This window comes from Saccharopolyspora sp. NPDC050389, from assembly GCF_040655595.1.
GTDB lineage: Bacteria > Actinomycetota > Actinomycetes > Mycobacteriales > Pseudonocardiaceae > Saccharopolyspora.
Genome location: NZ_JBFAKG010000016.1, coordinates 125,904 through 141,353, shown reverse-complemented (window position 1 = coordinate 141,353; position 15,450 = coordinate 125,904). Strand labels below are relative to the sequence as shown.

15 protein-coding genes are annotated in these 15,450 nt (G+C 70.4%); 2 read left to right on the top strand and 13 right to left on the bottom strand.

Features of this window, described 5'->3' with window-relative positions:
* Positions 1 to 201: 201 nt before the first annotated feature.
* The 5 genes from AB0I53_RS13385 to AB0I53_RS13365 form a co-directional block, all read right to left on the bottom strand.
* Complete coding sequence (locus tag AB0I53_RS13385; protein ID WP_358601165.1) at positions 202 to 1,734, bottom strand: bifunctional uroporphyrinogen-III C-methyltransferase/uroporphyrinogen-III synthase; 1,533 nt, start codon at positions 1,732 to 1,734, stop codon at positions 202 to 204.
* A 14-nt stretch (positions 1,735 to 1,748) separates the two neighbouring features.
* Entirely contained in the window at positions 1,749 to 2,687 is a 939-nt protein-coding gene (gene hemC / locus AB0I53_RS13380) for a hydroxymethylbilane synthase (protein ID WP_358601162.1), read from the bottom strand.
* Positions 2,684 to 4,069: a glutamyl-tRNA reductase gene (locus AB0I53_RS13375; RefSeq protein ID WP_358601160.1), complete on the bottom strand. Its 1,386-nt coding sequence runs from the start codon at positions 4,067 to 4,069 to the stop codon at positions 2,684 to 2,686. The genes hemC and AB0I53_RS13375 overlap by 4 nt, the downstream gene beginning before the upstream one ends.
* The gene (locus tag AB0I53_RS13370; RefSeq protein ID WP_358601179.1) at positions 4,066 to 4,836 is read right to left on the bottom strand and encodes a redox-sensing transcriptional repressor Rex; all 771 of its coding nucleotides are present in this window, start codon (positions 4,834 to 4,836) and stop codon (positions 4,066 to 4,068) included. The genes AB0I53_RS13375 and AB0I53_RS13370 overlap by 4 nt, the downstream gene beginning before the upstream one ends.
* A 445-nt stretch (positions 4,837 to 5,281) precedes the next feature.
* On the bottom strand, positions 5,282 to 5,518 hold the full coding sequence (locus AB0I53_RS13365) for a glutaredoxin family protein (protein ID WP_358601157.1): 237 nt from the start codon (positions 5,516 to 5,518) through the stop codon (positions 5,282 to 5,284).
* Positions 5,519 to 5,879: 361 nt separating this feature from the next.
* On the opposite strand from AB0I53_RS13365, the gene AB0I53_RS13360 reads away from it, so the two are divergent.
* A complete protein-coding gene (locus AB0I53_RS13360; protein ID WP_358601152.1) occupies positions 5,880 to 6,524 on the top strand; it encodes a sigma-70 family RNA polymerase sigma factor in 645 nt (214 codons plus the stop codon).
* Positions 6,525 to 6,707: 183 nt separating this feature from the next.
* Positions 6,708 to 7,595, top strand: coding sequence for an HAD-IB family hydrolase (locus tag AB0I53_RS13355; protein ID WP_358601176.1), 888 nt, complete (start codon positions 6,708 to 6,710; stop codon positions 7,593 to 7,595).
* Positions 7,596 to 7,691: 96 nt separating this feature from the next.
* On the opposite strand, the gene AB0I53_RS13350 is transcribed toward AB0I53_RS13355, so the two are convergent.
* The 8 genes from AB0I53_RS13350 to proC form a co-directional block, all read right to left on the bottom strand.
* Positions 7,692 to 8,105 carry a VOC family protein gene (locus AB0I53_RS13350; RefSeq protein ID WP_358601150.1) on the bottom strand — a complete coding sequence of 138 codons (414 nt, stop codon included), beginning with the start codon at positions 8,103 to 8,105 and terminating at the stop codon, positions 7,692 to 7,694.
* Positions 8,106 to 8,271: 166 nt separating this feature from the next.
* Complete coding sequence (locus AB0I53_RS13345; protein WP_358601147.1) at positions 8,272 to 8,859, bottom strand: HdeD family acid-resistance protein; 588 nt, start codon at positions 8,857 to 8,859, stop codon at positions 8,272 to 8,274.
* 114 nt (positions 8,860 to 8,973) lie between these two features.
* Positions 8,974 to 11,295: an ATP-dependent Clp protease ATP-binding subunit gene (locus AB0I53_RS13340; RefSeq protein ID WP_358601144.1), complete on the bottom strand. Its 2,322-nt coding sequence runs from the start codon at positions 11,293 to 11,295 to the stop codon at positions 8,974 to 8,976.
* Positions 11,296 to 11,590: 295 nt separating this feature from the next.
* Positions 11,591 to 12,505, bottom strand: coding sequence for a lysophospholipid acyltransferase family protein (locus AB0I53_RS13335; protein WP_358601141.1), 915 nt, complete (start codon positions 12,503 to 12,505; stop codon positions 11,591 to 11,593).
* 48 nt (positions 12,506 to 12,553) lie between these two features.
* Positions 12,554 to 13,588 (bottom strand): NAD-dependent epimerase/dehydratase family protein, encoded by a 1,035-nt coding sequence (locus tag AB0I53_RS13330; RefSeq protein ID WP_358601138.1) that lies wholly within the window; start codon positions 13,586 to 13,588, stop codon positions 12,554 to 12,556.
* 161 nt (positions 13,589 to 13,749) lie between these two features.
* Complete coding sequence (locus tag AB0I53_RS13325) at positions 13,750 to 13,851, bottom strand: AURKAIP1/COX24 domain-containing protein (RefSeq protein WP_010241351.1); 102 nt, start codon at positions 13,849 to 13,851, stop codon at positions 13,750 to 13,752.
* 237 nt (positions 13,852 to 14,088) lie between these two features.
* Entirely contained in the window at positions 14,089 to 14,313 is a 225-nt protein-coding gene (locus AB0I53_RS13320) for a helix-turn-helix domain-containing protein (protein WP_029535864.1), read from the bottom strand.
* Between the two features lie 155 nt (positions 14,314 to 14,468).
* Entirely contained in the window at positions 14,469 to 15,290 is an 822-nt protein-coding gene (proC, locus tag AB0I53_RS13315) for a pyrroline-5-carboxylate reductase (RefSeq protein WP_358601135.1), read from the bottom strand.
* Positions 15,291 to 15,450 lie beyond the last annotated feature (160 nt).

The following is a 15,450-nucleotide window of genomic DNA, read 5'->3' as shown; positions in this document are numbered from 1 at the left end:
TTCATGATGTCGGGGATCCCACAGCGAGAAGGCGACGGTAAATCCCGCAGGGGGGCCGCCACCCGCACCGCCACGCAGAGCAAGTTCGGAAACAGCCTCTATAGCAGCACAAAGCACTCACGGCCCCGGACGCTCCAAACGCCCAGGCAAAGCAAAGAGCGCCTCCGACCAGATCGGTCGGAGGCGCCCTCCACTCGGAAATCAGCTGCGGCGGGCCCGCTTTGCCTTGCGCGGCGGCGGCAGCGCGCCCTCGGCGCGGAGCCGGGCCGCGTGCTCGGCCAGCGCGTCCACCAGGTCCTCCACCCGCGGGATCTCCGGCTGGACGTCGACCCGCAGGCCGAACTCCTTCGCGGTCTCCGCGGTGTTCGGGCCGATGCACGCCACCAGCGTCCGGGCGTGCGGCTTGCCCGCGATGCCGACCAGGTTCCGGACCGTGGACGACGAGGTGAAGCACACCGCGTCGAACCCGCCCGTCTTGATCATCTCGCGGGTGTCGGCCGGCGGCGGCGCGGCACGGACCGTGCGGTAGGCCGTCACGTCGTCGACCTCCCAGCCGCGCTCGCGCAGCCCGGCCGACAGCGTCTCGGTGGCGATGTCCGCCCGCGGCAGCAGCACTCGGTCGACCGGGTCGAGGATGTCGTCGTGCGGCGGGAATTCCTGCAGCAGGCCCTCGCTGGACTGGTCACCGGAGGGCAGCAGCTCCGGGATGATCCCGAAGGAGCGGACCTTCTCCGCAGTGGCCTCGCCGACGCAGGCGATCTTCACGCCGGAGAACGCCCGGGCGTCCAGCCCGAACTCGCTGAACTTCTCCCACACCGCGCGGACCGCGTTCGCCGAGGTGAACACCACCCACTGGTAGCGGCCGTCGACCAGGCCCTTGACCGCGCGCTCCATCTGCGCGGGGCTGCGCGGCGGCTCGACCGAGATCGTCGGCACCTCGTGCGAGACCGCGCCGTGCGACCACAGCCGGTCGCTCATCACGCCGGCCTGCTCCTTGGTGCGCGGCACCAGGACCTTCCAGCCGTACAGGGCGCGGGACTCCCACCAGGACAGCTTGCCGCGCTCGGACACGATGTCGCCGATGGTCACCACCAGGTGGCCCTGCAGCTCACCCGCGTCGGCGGCCAACGAGGCCAGCGTCGTGTCGATCGTGCGCTGCTGCACGGTGGTGCCGGAGGCGGTCACCGCCACGGCGGTCGTCGCCGGCCTGCCGTGCTCGACCAGCCGCGATGCGGCCTCGGCCAAGTGGCTGCCGGTCGTGTGCAGCACCAGCGCGCCGGGTACGGCGGCCAGCGAAGCCCAGTCCACGTCGCCGCGGACATCGACCTCGGTGTGCACCGCGCCGAGCGCGACGCCGGCGTAGGCCGGAACCGCGCTGCCGCCGGCGACGCCGGGGATGATGTCGAAGGCGGCGCCTGTCTTGGCGACCTCCTGGACCTCGCGGACCACCGCGTCGGCGGTAAGCGGGTCACCCGCGACCAACCGCACCACGGTGCGGCCGATCGCGGCCTCGTTCGCCAGGTCCTTGGCCACGTCCGCCGGGTCGCCCACGGCGGGGCGGACCTCGGCGCCGTCGGCTGCCTGGCCGACGATGTCGGCGGGTACGTCCGGGTCGGTCACCAGCAGTGCAGCGCGGGTGATCACATCCCGGCCCCGAACGGTGAGCAATCCCGCATCACCGGGACCGGAGCCCACGAAAGCAATCCGTCCGGGGGTCTTACGTGCTCGGGTCATCAGGGCACTCCCCATCAACTACTGCCGGGTCCGCTGAGCAAAGCGGCCCTGGCTTCCAGCAACTGAGCGGCCAACTCCCGGCCCAGCTGCTCGGCGGCGGTCGTCTCACCAGTGATGGAGGCGCGCACCAACTGATCGTTGTCGGTCGCCACCACCCCGCGCACGGACAGCCGCAGCGCCACGCGCCCGTCCTCGTCGAGGTCATCCACCACTTCGGCCAGCGCGCCGACCGGCGCGCTACAGCCCGCTTCGAGCGCGGCCAACATGGCGCGCTCGGCGGCCACCGCGGCGCGGCTGGCCTGATCGTCCAAAACGGACTGCAGCAGGTGCTCGGTGTCCACGTCATCGACGCGGCATTCCACTGCAAGCGCGCCCTGGGCGGGCGCGGGCAGCATCTGCAGTGGATCGAGCGTTTCCGTGATCACCGCAAGCCGGCCCACACGGGCCAGCCCGGCTCGGGCGAGCACGACGGCGTCCAGCTCACCGTCGGTCACCTTCCGCAGGCGGGTGTCCACATTGCCGCGGATGCTGCGCACCTCCAGCCCCAGGCCGAGGGCCCGGAGCTGGCTGGCGCGGCGCGGCGAACCGGTGCCCACAACGGACCCCGGGGGCAATTCGCCGAGCGTCAGACCGTCCCGTGCCACCAGCGCGTCCCGCGGGTCCTCCCGGACCGGAACGACAGCCAGCGACAACCGGGGGTCCGGTTCGGTCGGCAGGTCTTTGTAGGAGTGCACCGCGACATCCACCTCGCCGGCGGCCAGCGCCTCGCGCAGCGCCGAGGTGAACACGCCGACACCGATCTCGGCGATCGGCGCCATCGAGAGGTCGCCGGGGGTCTTCACGGTGACCAGCTGGGTCGGGTAGCCCGCCTTCTCCAGCTCCTCGGCGACCTTCGATGACTGCGCCATCGCGAGGGCGCTGCCGCGGGTGCCGATGCGGAGGGTCTTGTTCAACGGTCCTCACCGTCCTGTCCAGCTCGACCGCGCAGCCGTGCCTGAGCAACGGTGACCCCGCCGGGCAGACTCTCGTCGGCCTGCGGGGTGCCGAGCACGGCGGTCGTCTGCGGATCGAGTTCGAAGAGCTCTCGGAGCGCGTCGGCGTACCCGGCACCGCCGGGCACCGACGCGAGTTGCTTGACCCGGACCGTCGGCGTGTGCAGGAGCTTGTCCACCACGCGACGGACGGTGCGCGCCAGTTCGTCGCGCACGTCGCCGTCCAGTTCAGGTAGCCGCGAGTCGAGTCGCAGCAGTTCGCCGTCCACGACCTCGGCGGCGCGCTTGCGCAACGCGGTCACGGTCGGAGTCACCTCGGCCGAGCGTTGCGCGGCGAGGTAGTTGCGCAGTTCTTCGGCGACGATCTGCGCGGCCCGCTCGGACTCGTTGCCGCCCTGCTTGTCGGACAGCCGCCGCTGCAGGCTCTCCAGGTCGACGACGGTCACGCCGGGCAGCCCGGCCACCTCGGGCACGATGTCCCGGGGCAGGCCGAGGTCGCAGCACAGCAGCGGCCGGTCGTCGCGGACCGTCAGCGCCGCCGCCACCACGTCTTCGGTCACCACCGCGCCGATCGCGCCGGTGCAGGCCACCACCAGGTCGGCCGCGGCGATCGCGCTGCTGAGATCCGTGAGGTCTGCGGTGCGGGAGATGACGCCGTCGGCGCGCAGCGACGAGGCCAGCCGCTCGCCGTTGGCCTCGGTGCGATTGGCGATCACGACCTCGCCGATGCCGGCGCGCTTGAGCTGCGCGGCGGCCAAGCCGCCCATCGAGCCCGCGCCGACCACCAGTGCGCTGCGCCCGGCCAGGCCGTCGAGCGCGACCTCTGCGTCGGCGAGCGCCTCGGACACCACCGACGCGCCTTCCGCGTCGATGCCGGTCTCGGTGTGCACCCGCTTGCCGACGCGGAGCGCCTGCTGCGCGAGCTCGTGCAGCGTCTTGCCGACGGTGCCGTTCTCGTCGGCGGTGCCGTAGGCCTGCCGCAGCTGACCGAGGATCTGCGCCTCGCCGACGACCATCGAGTCCAGGCCCGCGGACACCGAGAACAGGTGCTCCACCGCGGCGCCGGCGTAGTAGACGTAGAGGTGGTCGGCGAGCTCGCCGACCTCGGCGCCCGCGTGCCGGGCGAGCACGGACGTCACGTCGTCCAGGCCGCCGTGGAAGGTCTCCGCGACCGCGTAGACCTCGACCCGGTTGCAGGTCGAGATGATGAACGCCTCGCAGATGTGCTCGCGCTGCAGCAGCTCGCCGAGGAGCTTGGCGACGTCATCGCCGCCGATCGAGACGCGCTCGAGCACCCGCACCGGGGCGCTGTGGTGGGAAATCCCGACGGTGAGCAGGTTCACAGCCGTTCCACCATCCTGTTCGCCGATTCGACCTCGCCCGACACCTGACCGCCACCGCCCGGCGGACCGATGTCCGCACCGTCCACATCGGATCGGTCGGCTTCCGCCGCCGCTTCCTGCTGACGTCGGGCCACGTGAAACGACAGGATCTGCATCTCCACCGCCAGGTCGACCTTGCGCACCTCGACGTGTTCGGGGACCTGCAGCACGACGGGCGCGAAGTTCAGGATGCACGTAACGCCGCCGGCGACCAAACGATCGCAGACCTCCTGGGCGCCCTGCACGGGCGTGGCGATGACGCCGATGGTGACCTCGCGCTCGCTGCACACCTCGACGATTTCGTCGATGTGGCTGACCGGGATGCCGCCGACCGGCACGCCGACCAGGTCCGGGTCCAGGTCGAACAGCGCGGAGACTGGGAAGCCGCGGCTCGGGAAGCCGCCGTAGTTGGCCAGCGCGTGGCCGAGGTTACCGATCCCGGCCACGGCGACGCTGTGCTTGCGGGTCAGGCCCAGGGTGCGCTCGATCTGGCCGATGAGCACCGCCACCTCGTAGCCGACGCCGCGGGTGCCGTAGGAGCCGATGTAGGACAGGTCCTTGCGCAGCTTCGCGGAGTTGACCCCGGCGGCCACGGCCAGCTCGTCGCTGGAGACCGTGCCCACGTTCTGCTCGGAGAGGCCGGACAGCGCCCGCAGGTAGACCGCGAGCCGGGCGACGGCCGCTTCCGGGATCGCCCGTGCGCGCTCCCGCGCCGCGGGGACCTCGATCGCCGGCGACTGCTTGGAGTCGGTCCGGGAATCGGCCTCGGCCTTCCCATCACCGTCCTGCACGTCCGCTCCGTGGGCCGTCACGCTGGATCTCCCTCGCCCTACCTGCTGCTTTGGCCTGCCCGCCCGTCCGCACCCGATGAGTGCGGTCGCGCGGCGGTCGTCGCCCACTTCCCGACATCGCTGCTCAGGCGGAGAGCTCCGACAACGCCGCCGACATCCGACGGCTCGACACCTGATCCGCTGATCCACACCGAGAATCCGGCGACCCGACCCGTACACCGTAACTAATTTGTGAACGCATGCACAAAGTCGCAGGGCCGGACTCCGCCGGAGGCGCAAGCCTTCCCCGCCATCATTGCCGATAGCCCCCCGACGTGCCAAAACGCGTGGTCTGGAGCACGTGATGGCGGCAACTCGCACGACGAGCGGGCAAGATCACCGGTCAGCGGGCCAGGGCCCGGCGAAGGCGATCCTCCTCGACCTTCCAGTAGCCGTGCTCGGCTCCATCGATCAAGATCACCGGGACCCGGTCGCCGTACTCGGCGCGCAGTTCCGGGTCGGCGTCCACATCCTGCGCGGACCAGGACACGCCGAGCTCCGCGCAGATCCGCCGCACGTCGGAGATCGCGTCCGCGCATGCGTGGCAACCCTCGCGGGTCATCACCGTCACCTCGTGCATGCCTTCGCTCCAGGGAGATTTTCGGGCCGACTTCGCGGCTTCCAACGTACCCAGCGGACCGGAGGGCGGCGCGACACCGACCGCACTGGTCAAGTGTCCAAAATCACCTGTCGGAGTTAGGTGCGGCGCCGCTGTTGAACACGCTGCGCAACCAGACCGTCACCGAGTAGCACTACCTACTTCCGAGTAACAACACGTATGCTGCTGCTCCAACGCCACGCCCCCGGCATCACCAGGCCGTCAGAGCCCTCGGTCGGCCGCCGGAGGCGGGTGTCCGCCGGACACCGCGACATGACACCGGCACCGGTGCGTCTCACCCGCACCACGCCGGTCCGCCAACGACGGCAGGAGGTCGCAAGAGATGAGCAGCCCGAAGACGCTCGCACCCCCCGCCCCGGCCGCACCCTTCCGCAGCGTCGACGCCCCAGTCGCCCAACCGGTGCCCCGGCCCGGCACCGAGAGCTGGGCGTACGTCAGCGCCGCGCAGCAGGGCGACAACGACGCCTTCGGCCACCTCTACGACGAATACGCCCAGATCGTCTACCGATACGTGCTGTTCCGGGTCAGCGACCACTGCCTGGCCGAGGACATCACCAGCGAGACCTTCCTGCGCGCGCTGCGCCGGATCGCCTCGATCAGCTACCAGGGCCGCGACGTGGCGGCCTGGTTCATCACCATCGCCAAGAACCTCATCCTCGACCACATCAAGTCCAGCCGGAACCGGCTCGAGATCCCCACCTCCGACGTCACCGACAACCTGCCGGTCGGCCGGACCCACTTCGGCCCGGAACAGCACGTGCTCACCGAGGCGACCCACCGCGAGCTGCTCAGCTGCGTCCGGCAGCTCAACCCCGACCAGCGCGAATGCATCCGCCTGCGGTTCCTGCAGGGCCTGTCGGTGACCGAGACGGCGGCGGCGATGCAGCGCAACGAGGGAGCGGTGAAGGCGCTCCAGCACCGCGCGATCCGGCGGCTGGCGCAGCTGCTGCCGGATGATCTCCGGTAGCTCCCGCGAGGCGTGGCGGAGGTGCGCAAGTTCGGTTGCGGCCAGGTCTTAAGCTAGAGGCCTGCTGAGCCGGTTCGGCCCGGGTCGGCAAGACCTGGAACTTCGCACGACAACACCGGAGGACCCCCGGGAGGCGCGGCGGTGCCGACACGTCAAGGCTCAGCCGACGGCGCGGACCAGAACTTGCGCGCGTCCGGCACCGATCCGATCGACAGCGCGAAGGTGGCCGGTCGCGCGTCCGCCGAGGCCGCCGTCGCCGCCGCGCCCGTCCCGGACGGCTCGCTCGCCAACCCGCCCGACCTCACCGCCGCGGCGTTCTTCGACGTCGACAACACGATGATGATGGGCGCCTCGCTGTTCCACTTCGCCCGCGGCCTCGCCGCCCGCAAGTTCCTCACCGCCACCGACCTGGCCGGGTTCGCCTGGCAGCAGCTGAAGTTCCGGGTCGGCGGCCGGGAGAACCCGCAGGACATGCAGGCCAGCCGGGAGCAGGCGCTGTCGTTCGTGGCCGGCCGCAAGGTCTCGGAGCTGGTGGAGCTCAGCGAGGAGATCTACGACGAGCTGATGGCGGACCGGATCTGGGCGGGCACCCGGGCGCTGGCCCAGATGCACCTCGACGCGGGCCAGCGGGTGTGGCTGGTGACGGCGACCCCGGTGGAGCTGGCGCAGATCATCGCGCGGCGGCTCGGGCTGACCGGCGCGCTGGGCACGGTCGCGGAGAGCTCAAGCGGCGTGTACACGGGTCGGCTGGTCGGCGAGATGCTGCACGGCCGCGCGAAGGCGCACGCGGTGCGGGCGCTGGCAGCCAGCGAAGGCCTGGACCTGCGCCGCTGCACGGCGTACTCGGACTCGGCCAACGACATCCCGATGCTGTCGGCGGTGGGCACGGCGGTGGCGGTGAACCCCGACCAGCGCCTGCGCGACATCGCCCGGGCCCGCAGCTGGGAGGTCCGGGACTTCCGGACGGGCCGCAAGGCGGCCCGGATCGGCCTGAACTCGATCATGGGAGCCAGCGCCATCGCGGGAGCGGTGGCGGCGGGCCTCGCCTACCGCCGCCGCGACAGGTCGTGAGCGGCGAAACCGGCTCCTACCGGCTTCCGCACTAACGCTCGTGAGCGATCGCTCCGGTTCTTACCGGAACGAGCGCTCACGAGGCAGGCCCGCCGGTCACGAGCCGGAGATGTCGACCATCCAGCCGATGCCGAACCGGTCCACGCACATGCCGAACACGTCGCCCCACATCTGCTTCTCCAGCGGAACCGACACCGTTGCCCCTTCCGACAGCTTCGCCCAGTAGCCGCGCAGCTCGTCGGAGGAGTCGGAGTCGCCGCTGAGGCTCACCGCGATGTTGGTGCCCGGCTTGTGCTCCATGCCCGGCGGGGTGTCGGAGGCCATGAGCGTGAACCCGCTGTCGGTCTCCAGCATCGCGTGCATGATCTTGTCCGCGCTGCTCGGATCCGGGGCGCCGAACTCACCGAAGGTGCTCATCGTCAGGTTGCCGCCGAACACGCTCTTGTAGAACTCCATCGCCTGCCGGGCGTCGCTGTCGAAGCTGATGTACGGGTTGAGCCGGGCACTCATCGGATTCTCCCCACCGGTAGCGGATTGGACCTGGGCGAAAGCATGACCGCAGGCACCGACGGCGGCCACGCGAAAACCGGGCCGGTGCGGTGGCATCCCCGCCCACCGCACCGGCCCGTCCGAAGGCCGGGCGCGCCCCTCCCGCTCGCACGTCCGGTCATCGGCGTCATTCGGGCACGGCTAGCCGCTTCGCGGCGTGGCGGATCCGGAAGGCGGTGATGATCTCCACGACGCCGAGGACGACCAACCAGATCCCGCCGAACAGGACCAGCAGCGCCACCGACGCCAGCGGCGAAACCATCAGCACGATCCCCGCCAGTGCCGTGATGATGCCCATGAAGATCTGCCAGCCGCGCGCGGGCATCGCCCGGTCGGCTATCGACGCGGTCGTCTGCGTGACGCCGCGGAACAGCCAGCCGATGCCGATCCACAGGCCCAGGAACAGGATCGACTGCATCTCGCCCCGGAAGCACAGCAAGCCCAGCAGGATCGACAGCGCGCCGCTGATGAACGCCAGCACCCGGATCGCCGCCGTCACGTGCGTGCCGAACGCCGCGACGATCTGCAGCACGCCGCTGACCAGCAGGTAGACGCCGAACAGCACGCCGAGGACGATCAGCGTCGCCTGCGGCCAGACCAGCGCCAGCACGCCGACGACGAGCGAGCAGAGCCCCACTACGAGCACGGACTGCCAGGCCAGCTTCGCCAGCCGGTCGGTCACCGCCGGGGCCGGATCATCCGAAAGGCTATTCATGATCCATCCTTCCCACGGGATTCGAACCGGCGCACTTCCGAACCGCCCAGATCATCACTCCGGGTGGCTTCGCCCGCGTCCGGCCAAGCAGCGGCGAATCCGGGTGCTACGGGCTCAGACCTTGCTCGACTGTGGTGCTTTGTCGCCGGACTGTGCCGGGACGTCCGCGTCGTGCGGCCGGGCCAGGGTGCAGACCAGCTCGTCGTTCTCGATCGAGGCGAGGATCGTGTCGCCCGATTGGACTTCGCCGCGCAGCAGCAGCTTGGAGATCCGGTTGTCCAGTTGGGTCTGGATGGTGCGCAGCAGCGGCCGGGCCCCGAACTCCGGCTTGAAGCCGCGCCTGGTCAGCCACTTCTTGGCCGCCTCGGTGACCTCCAGGTCGATCTCCTGGGCGCGCAGCAGGCGGCGGCTGCGGTCCAGCATCAGGTCGACGATCTGCGACAGGTCGTCCTCGGTCAGCCGGTGGAAGACGATCGTCTCGTCGATGCGGTTGAGGAACTCCGGCGCGAACCTCGCGTGCAGGTCGTTCATCAGCTCGTCGCGGATGCTGTCCACGTCGCCTTCGTGGGCCAGGATGCGCTGGGCGCCCACATTGCTCGTCATGATCACCACGGTGTTGCGGAAATCCACGGTGCGGCCCTGGGCGTCGGTCAGCCGCCCGTCGTCGAGCACCTGCAGCAGCGTGTTGAACACGTCCCGGTGCGCCTTCTCGATCTCGTCGAACAGCAGCACGCTGTAGGGCTGCCGGCGGACCTTCTCGGTCAGCTGCCCGGCCTCCTCGTAGCCGACGTAACCGGGCGGGGCGCCGATCAGCCGGGAAACGGTGTGCTTCTCCTGGAACTCGCTCATGTCGAAGCGGATCAGCTTGTGCTCGTCGCCGAACATCAGCTCCGCGAGCGCCTTGGCCAGCTCGGTCTTGCCGACGCCGGTCGGCCCCAGGAACAGGAACGACCCGATGGGCCGGTCCGGGTGCGCCATCCCGGCCCGGTTACGCCGAACCACCTCCGCCACCGCCAGGACCGCCTCGTCCTGACCGACGACGCGCTCGTGCAGGGCCTCCTCCAGCCGCAGCAGGCGATGCTTCTCGTCCTCGGTCAGCTGCGCGACGGGGATGCCGGTGCGCTTGGACAGCACCTCCGCGATGTCCTGGGTGGTCACGTCGGCGACGCCTTCGCGCCGCTCGGTGATCCCGGCGATCTCGGCTTCCAGGGTCTCGATCTGCTCCTTTAGCTCGCGGGCCCGGTCGTAGTCCTCGGCGTCGACCGCCTGGTCCTTCTCGCGGCGCAGCTTGGCCAGCCGGTCCTCGCGTTCCCGGACGTCGCCGCTGCGGCTGACCGACCGCAGCCGGACCCGCGCGCCGGCCTGGTCCATCAGGTCGATGGCCTTGTCCGGCAGGAAGCGGTCGCTGACGTAGCGGTCGGAGAGGGTGGCGGCCGAAGCGAGCGCCTCGTCGGAGAAGCGGACACCGTGGTGCGCCTCGTAGGAGTCGCGCAGGCCCTGCAGGATCTGGATGGCCTCCTCAACGGTGGGTTCCGCGATCATGACCGGCTGGAACCGGCGTTCCAGCGCGGCGTCCTTCTCCACGTGCTTGCGGTACTCGTCGATCGTGGTGGCCCCGATGACGTGCAGTTCGCCCCGGGACAGCGCGGGCTTGAGGATGTTGCCCGCGTCCATGCTGCTTTCGCCACCGGCCCCGGCGCCGACGATGGTGTGCATCTCGTCGATGAACAGAATCACCGAGCCCTCGGCGGCGCGGACCTCGTCGATCACCTTCTTCAGGCGCTGCTCGAACTCGCCGCGGTACTGCGCGCCGGCCACCAGGCCGGTCATGTCGAGCGCGAGAACCCGCTTGTCCTGCAGGGTTTCCGGCACGTCGCCGGCGACGACGCGCTGCGCCAGCCCCTCGACGATCGCGGTCTTGCCGACTCCAGGTTCGCCGATGAGCACAGGATTGTTCTTGCTGCGCCGGGAAAGGATCTCCACGGTCTGCTCGATCTCGTCGGCGCGCCCGACGACCAGGTCCAACTTGCCGGCGCGGGCCTCTTCGGTGAGGTCCCGGCTGTACTCGTCCAGCGTCGGGGTGTCGCTGCCCGCGGTGGTCGGGATGTTGTCGGAGGCGGCGGCGCGGTCGACCCGGTCGCGCAGCTTGCCGGTGTTGATCTCGCGGGAGTCCAGCAGCTTGACCGCCGCCGAGTCCGGATCGTCGAGCAGGCGGCCAGGATGTGCTCGGGCCCGATGTAGGACTTCTCCGCCGCCTGGGACCGCGCGTGCGCCCCGATCAGCGCCCGCTTCGCGGCGGGCGTCAGCCCCGGGGTCGCCGAGGGCTCGGCGCTCGCACCGGGCAGCACCTCGGCGATCCGCGAGGCGAGGTGGTCCGGCTCCGCCCCGGCCTGGACCAGCAGGCTGCGGGACGGCTCCACCTGCGTCGCCGCCCACAGCAGGTGTTCGGGTTCGGTGTCCAGGTCGTCGCTGCCGTCCTGCCTCGCGCGCTCGGACGCCTTGCCGATCAGTTCGGTGGCGGATTCGCTGAGCAGCCGGCCGATCGGCACTCGCTGCACGGCGGGCGGCGACGTCATCGGCGACATGCCGAAGAACCTGTTGAGCAGACAGCCTCACAATCCTTGGCTCGACGGCACCGGGTTCGGCCGACGCTTCTGCTGGTCAGGACCCGTGCGCACTTTGTGTCGCCATGGCGACAGAAAGTGCGCACGGGTACCTGCCGCGCGAACGGTCAGCCGAGGAAGACGTTGGTTCGTTGGGACAGCAGGCGGTAGAGGGTCTGCTGGATGATCTCGCGGACCTGGTCGCTCAGGCTGAACACCAGCATCGGGTCGTCCGCCGCTCCCTCCGGGAACGACGAGGTCTCGATCGGTTCGCCGAACTCGATGTACCACTTCGACGGCAGCGGCACCGCTCCCAGCAACCCGAGGTGCGGGAAGAACGGCGTGACCGGGAAGTAGGGCACGCCGAGCAACCGCGCCAGCGGCTTGATGTCCGCCAGCTTCGGATAGATCTCCTCGGCGCCCACGATCGAGCAGGGCACGATCGGCGCACCGGTGCGCAGCGCGGCCGAGACGAACCCACCGCGCCCGAAGCGCTGCAGCTTGTACCGGTCCTTGAACGACTTCCCGATGCCCTTGAAGCCCTCCGGCCACACCCCGACCAGCTCGCCGTTGGTCAGCAACCGCTCCGCGTCCGGGTTGCAGGCCAGCGTGTGCCCGGCCTTGCGGGCCAGCGGGCCGAGCACCGGCATCCGGAACACGAGGTCGGCGCCGAGCATCCGCAGGTGCCGGGCCGTCGGGAGGTGGTCGTGCAGCGCGACCGTGGTCATCAGCGCGTCCCACGGCAGCGTGCCGGAGTGGTTGGCCACCACCAGCGCGCCGCGGTCGGTGGGCACGTGGTGGCCGCCGATCACCTCGACCCGGAACCACTTCTCGTAGAACGGCCGCAGGAGGCGGAGGAACACCTCGTCGGTCAGCTCCTGGTCGAAGCCGAACTCGTCGACCTGGTAGTCGCCGAGCAACCGCCGCCGGGCGAAGGCCAGCATGTCGATGACGGCGTCCTCCCAGCCGGGTTCGGGCGGCTCCGCGGCTTCCAGCTGTTCCCGGTCCGCCGCGCGCAGCGGGATCACCTGCGCATCCGCCATCACGCCCCCACACCCGGTCGGGCGCGACCGTCGCTCATGCCGCCTCCGTCACCGAAGCTTCGCCAGCAGGTCCCCGGCGCCGCGCTCCAGCGCCAGGATGTTCTCCGGGTCGACCACCGGCCGCAGGCCCCGGCCGCGCACGAAGTCGTCGAAGGCCTGCTGGGTGGTCCAGCGCGGGGTGAACCCGAACTCCTCGCGGAGCCTCGTGGTGTCCAGCACCCGGCCGAAGTTGAGGTATCGCAGCTGCTCCGGCGAGAAGTCGACCAGCCGGGCGCTGCGGAAGAGCTGGGCCAGCGGCAGCACGGCCGTTCTCGGCAGCGGCATCGCGACGCGCCCGGCGCGCCGGATCGCCTGCGAGAGCATCAGCACGCCGTCACCGGCCACGTTGAACACGCCGGGCCGGTCCGCCATCGTCGCCCGCTCCAGCACGGCAAGCGCGTCCTCGGAGTGCAGCATCTGCAGCCGTGCGTCGAATCCGAGCACGGTCGGCACGACCGGCAGCGCGAAGTAGCGGGCCAGCACGGCGTCGATGCGCGGGCCGATCAGGTTGCTGAACCGCAGCGTGGTGATGTCCACGTCGGGCCGCCGCCGGCCGAAGCCGCGCACGTAGCCCTCGATCTCCACCGCGTCCTTGGCGTAGCCGGACGACGGCAGGTCCTTCGGCTCGATCTCCTCGGTGAACACCGCCGGGTCCCGCGAGCTCGACCCGTAGACCGCGCAGGTCGACCGGACCACCACCTTGCGCACCAGCGGCGACTGCTGGCAGGCGGCCAGCAGCTGCATGGTGCCGATGACGTTCATCTCCTTCGTCGTGGCCCGCCCGCCGGGCCCGGAATGGGAGTTGACCGCCGCGTGCACCACGGTGTCGACCTGGGCGTTCGCGATGACCTTGCTGATCAGCGGGTTTCGGATGTCGGCGCGGACGAACTCGGTGTGCCCCATCCGGCGCAGCAGATCGCGGCCGGGCTGCACGGTGTCCACCCCGAGGACCCGCTGCACCGAGGGATCGGCCGCCAGCCGCGCGGCGAGGTGCCCGCCCAGGAAACGGCTGACCCCCGTCACCAGCACGACATTCGGGCCCAATGTGTCTCCCTGCGCTCTCCGGCACGGCCGCCGACTGCGATGCTACCGCCGAATGCGCCGCTCACCGTGGCGTTCGGGTTACCAGGACGAGTCGCCGGTGCGCATCGGCGCACCGGCAAAAAACAACCGCCGCCGACCATCGGCCGGCGGCGGTGCGCAGGTCACTTGCCCAACTTGCGACGCTGGACGCGCGTCTTGCGGAGCAGCTTGCGGTGCTTCTTCTTGGACATGCGCTTGCGGCGCTTCTTGATGACCGAGCCCATGCGGACTCCTTCACTCTTGACGGCAGTTCGAACGTCTCCCGCACCGGTGCAGCCGCATGAGCACGCACACCTGGCACGACCAACCCAAAACTTTACTCGCCGGTCTCCGGGCCTTCCGCCGTGGTCCTCGAAACGCCGCCGCGCGCCGCCGGCCGGGCGCGCGAGCCGTCCGGGCCGCCATCGGCCGCCCGTCGGGCTCGCGGCCGGTCACCTGCGCAAACGCTCGGCCGGGCGATCTCAGCCCGCGTTGTAGTAGGCGCTTTCCAGGTACGCGTGGACGTCCTTCTCGGCGACCCGAAACGAACGTCCCACCCGTGCGGCGGGCAACTCGCCCGCGTGCACGAGCCGGTAGACCGTCATCTTCGACACCCGCATCAGCTTTGCGACTTCTGCGACGGTGAGGAAGCGCACCTGACCCATGCTCGGTGGCGCCTGTTGGCTGGGTTCGGAGTTCGCAGACATGCTTCACCGTGCCCTTCGGCACGTGTCGCGCCGTCGGCTTCCCCTCCGACGGAAACCTCACGCACGTGCTCTATCGAGAGTAGCGGGACACACGGGACACCTGCGATGGTCGAACGTCCTCCCTGGTGCTGAGTAATTCGCACCAATCCGGACGATCAGGCTGGTTCGTCGGTTTCGTGGGCCTTGCCCAGCTCGACGGACCGGTCTCGGGCCGCTTCGATCGCGTCGATGAGCGCTGCACGCACGCCGTGCTTCTCCAGCTCGCGGATGCCCGCGATGGTCGTGCCCGCCGGCGAGGTGACCGCCTCGCGCAGCATCACCGGGTGGCCGCCGCCTTCGCGGAGCATCGCCGCCGCGCCGACCGCGGACTGGACGATCAGATCCGCGGCGGTGGCCCGCGGGATGCCCAGCAGGATGCCGGCGTCGATCATGGCTTCGACCAGGTAGAAGAAGTACGCTGGGCCCGAACCGGACAGCGCGGTCACCGCGTCCTGCTGGCTCTCCGGCACCCGCGCGACCTTGCCGACGCTGCCGAGCAGCTCCTCGACCAGCGCGATGTCGGTGTCCGCGGCGTGCGCGCCGCCGGAGATCGCGCTCATCGCCTCGCCGACCAGCATCGGGGTGTTCGGCATGACCCGGACGACCGCGGTGCCCTCGGCCAGCCGGCGCTCGAACAGCTTCGTCGGCAGGCCCGCGCACAGCGACACCACGAGCTTGCCGCTGGGCAGGTTCGGCGCCATCTCGTCCAGCAGCGGTTCGATGTCCTGCGGCTTGACGGCGACGACGATGACGTCCGCGCGCCGCACCGCATCGGCCACGTCGACGTGCGTGATGCCGTAGGTCTTGGTCAGCTCTTCCGCACGCGTCGGGAACCGCTCGGTGAACAGCAGGTCCGACGGGGCGCGCCCCGCCTTCAGCAGCCCCGACAGCAGGGATTCCCCGATCTTTCCGGCTCCGAGTACGGCGATCGTCGTCATGCCGCTCAGGGTGCCAGACCACGCTGCGCACGCGGCAGGAACCGGCGGTGCACGCTGCGTGGCGGGCCCTCCCGAAGGTCGATTTCAGCCGCTACTGTGTCTGCCACCACAGCGCCCGCCACGGCCGAGCGATCTTTCGCGCCTGAATGACCAGCCCAAA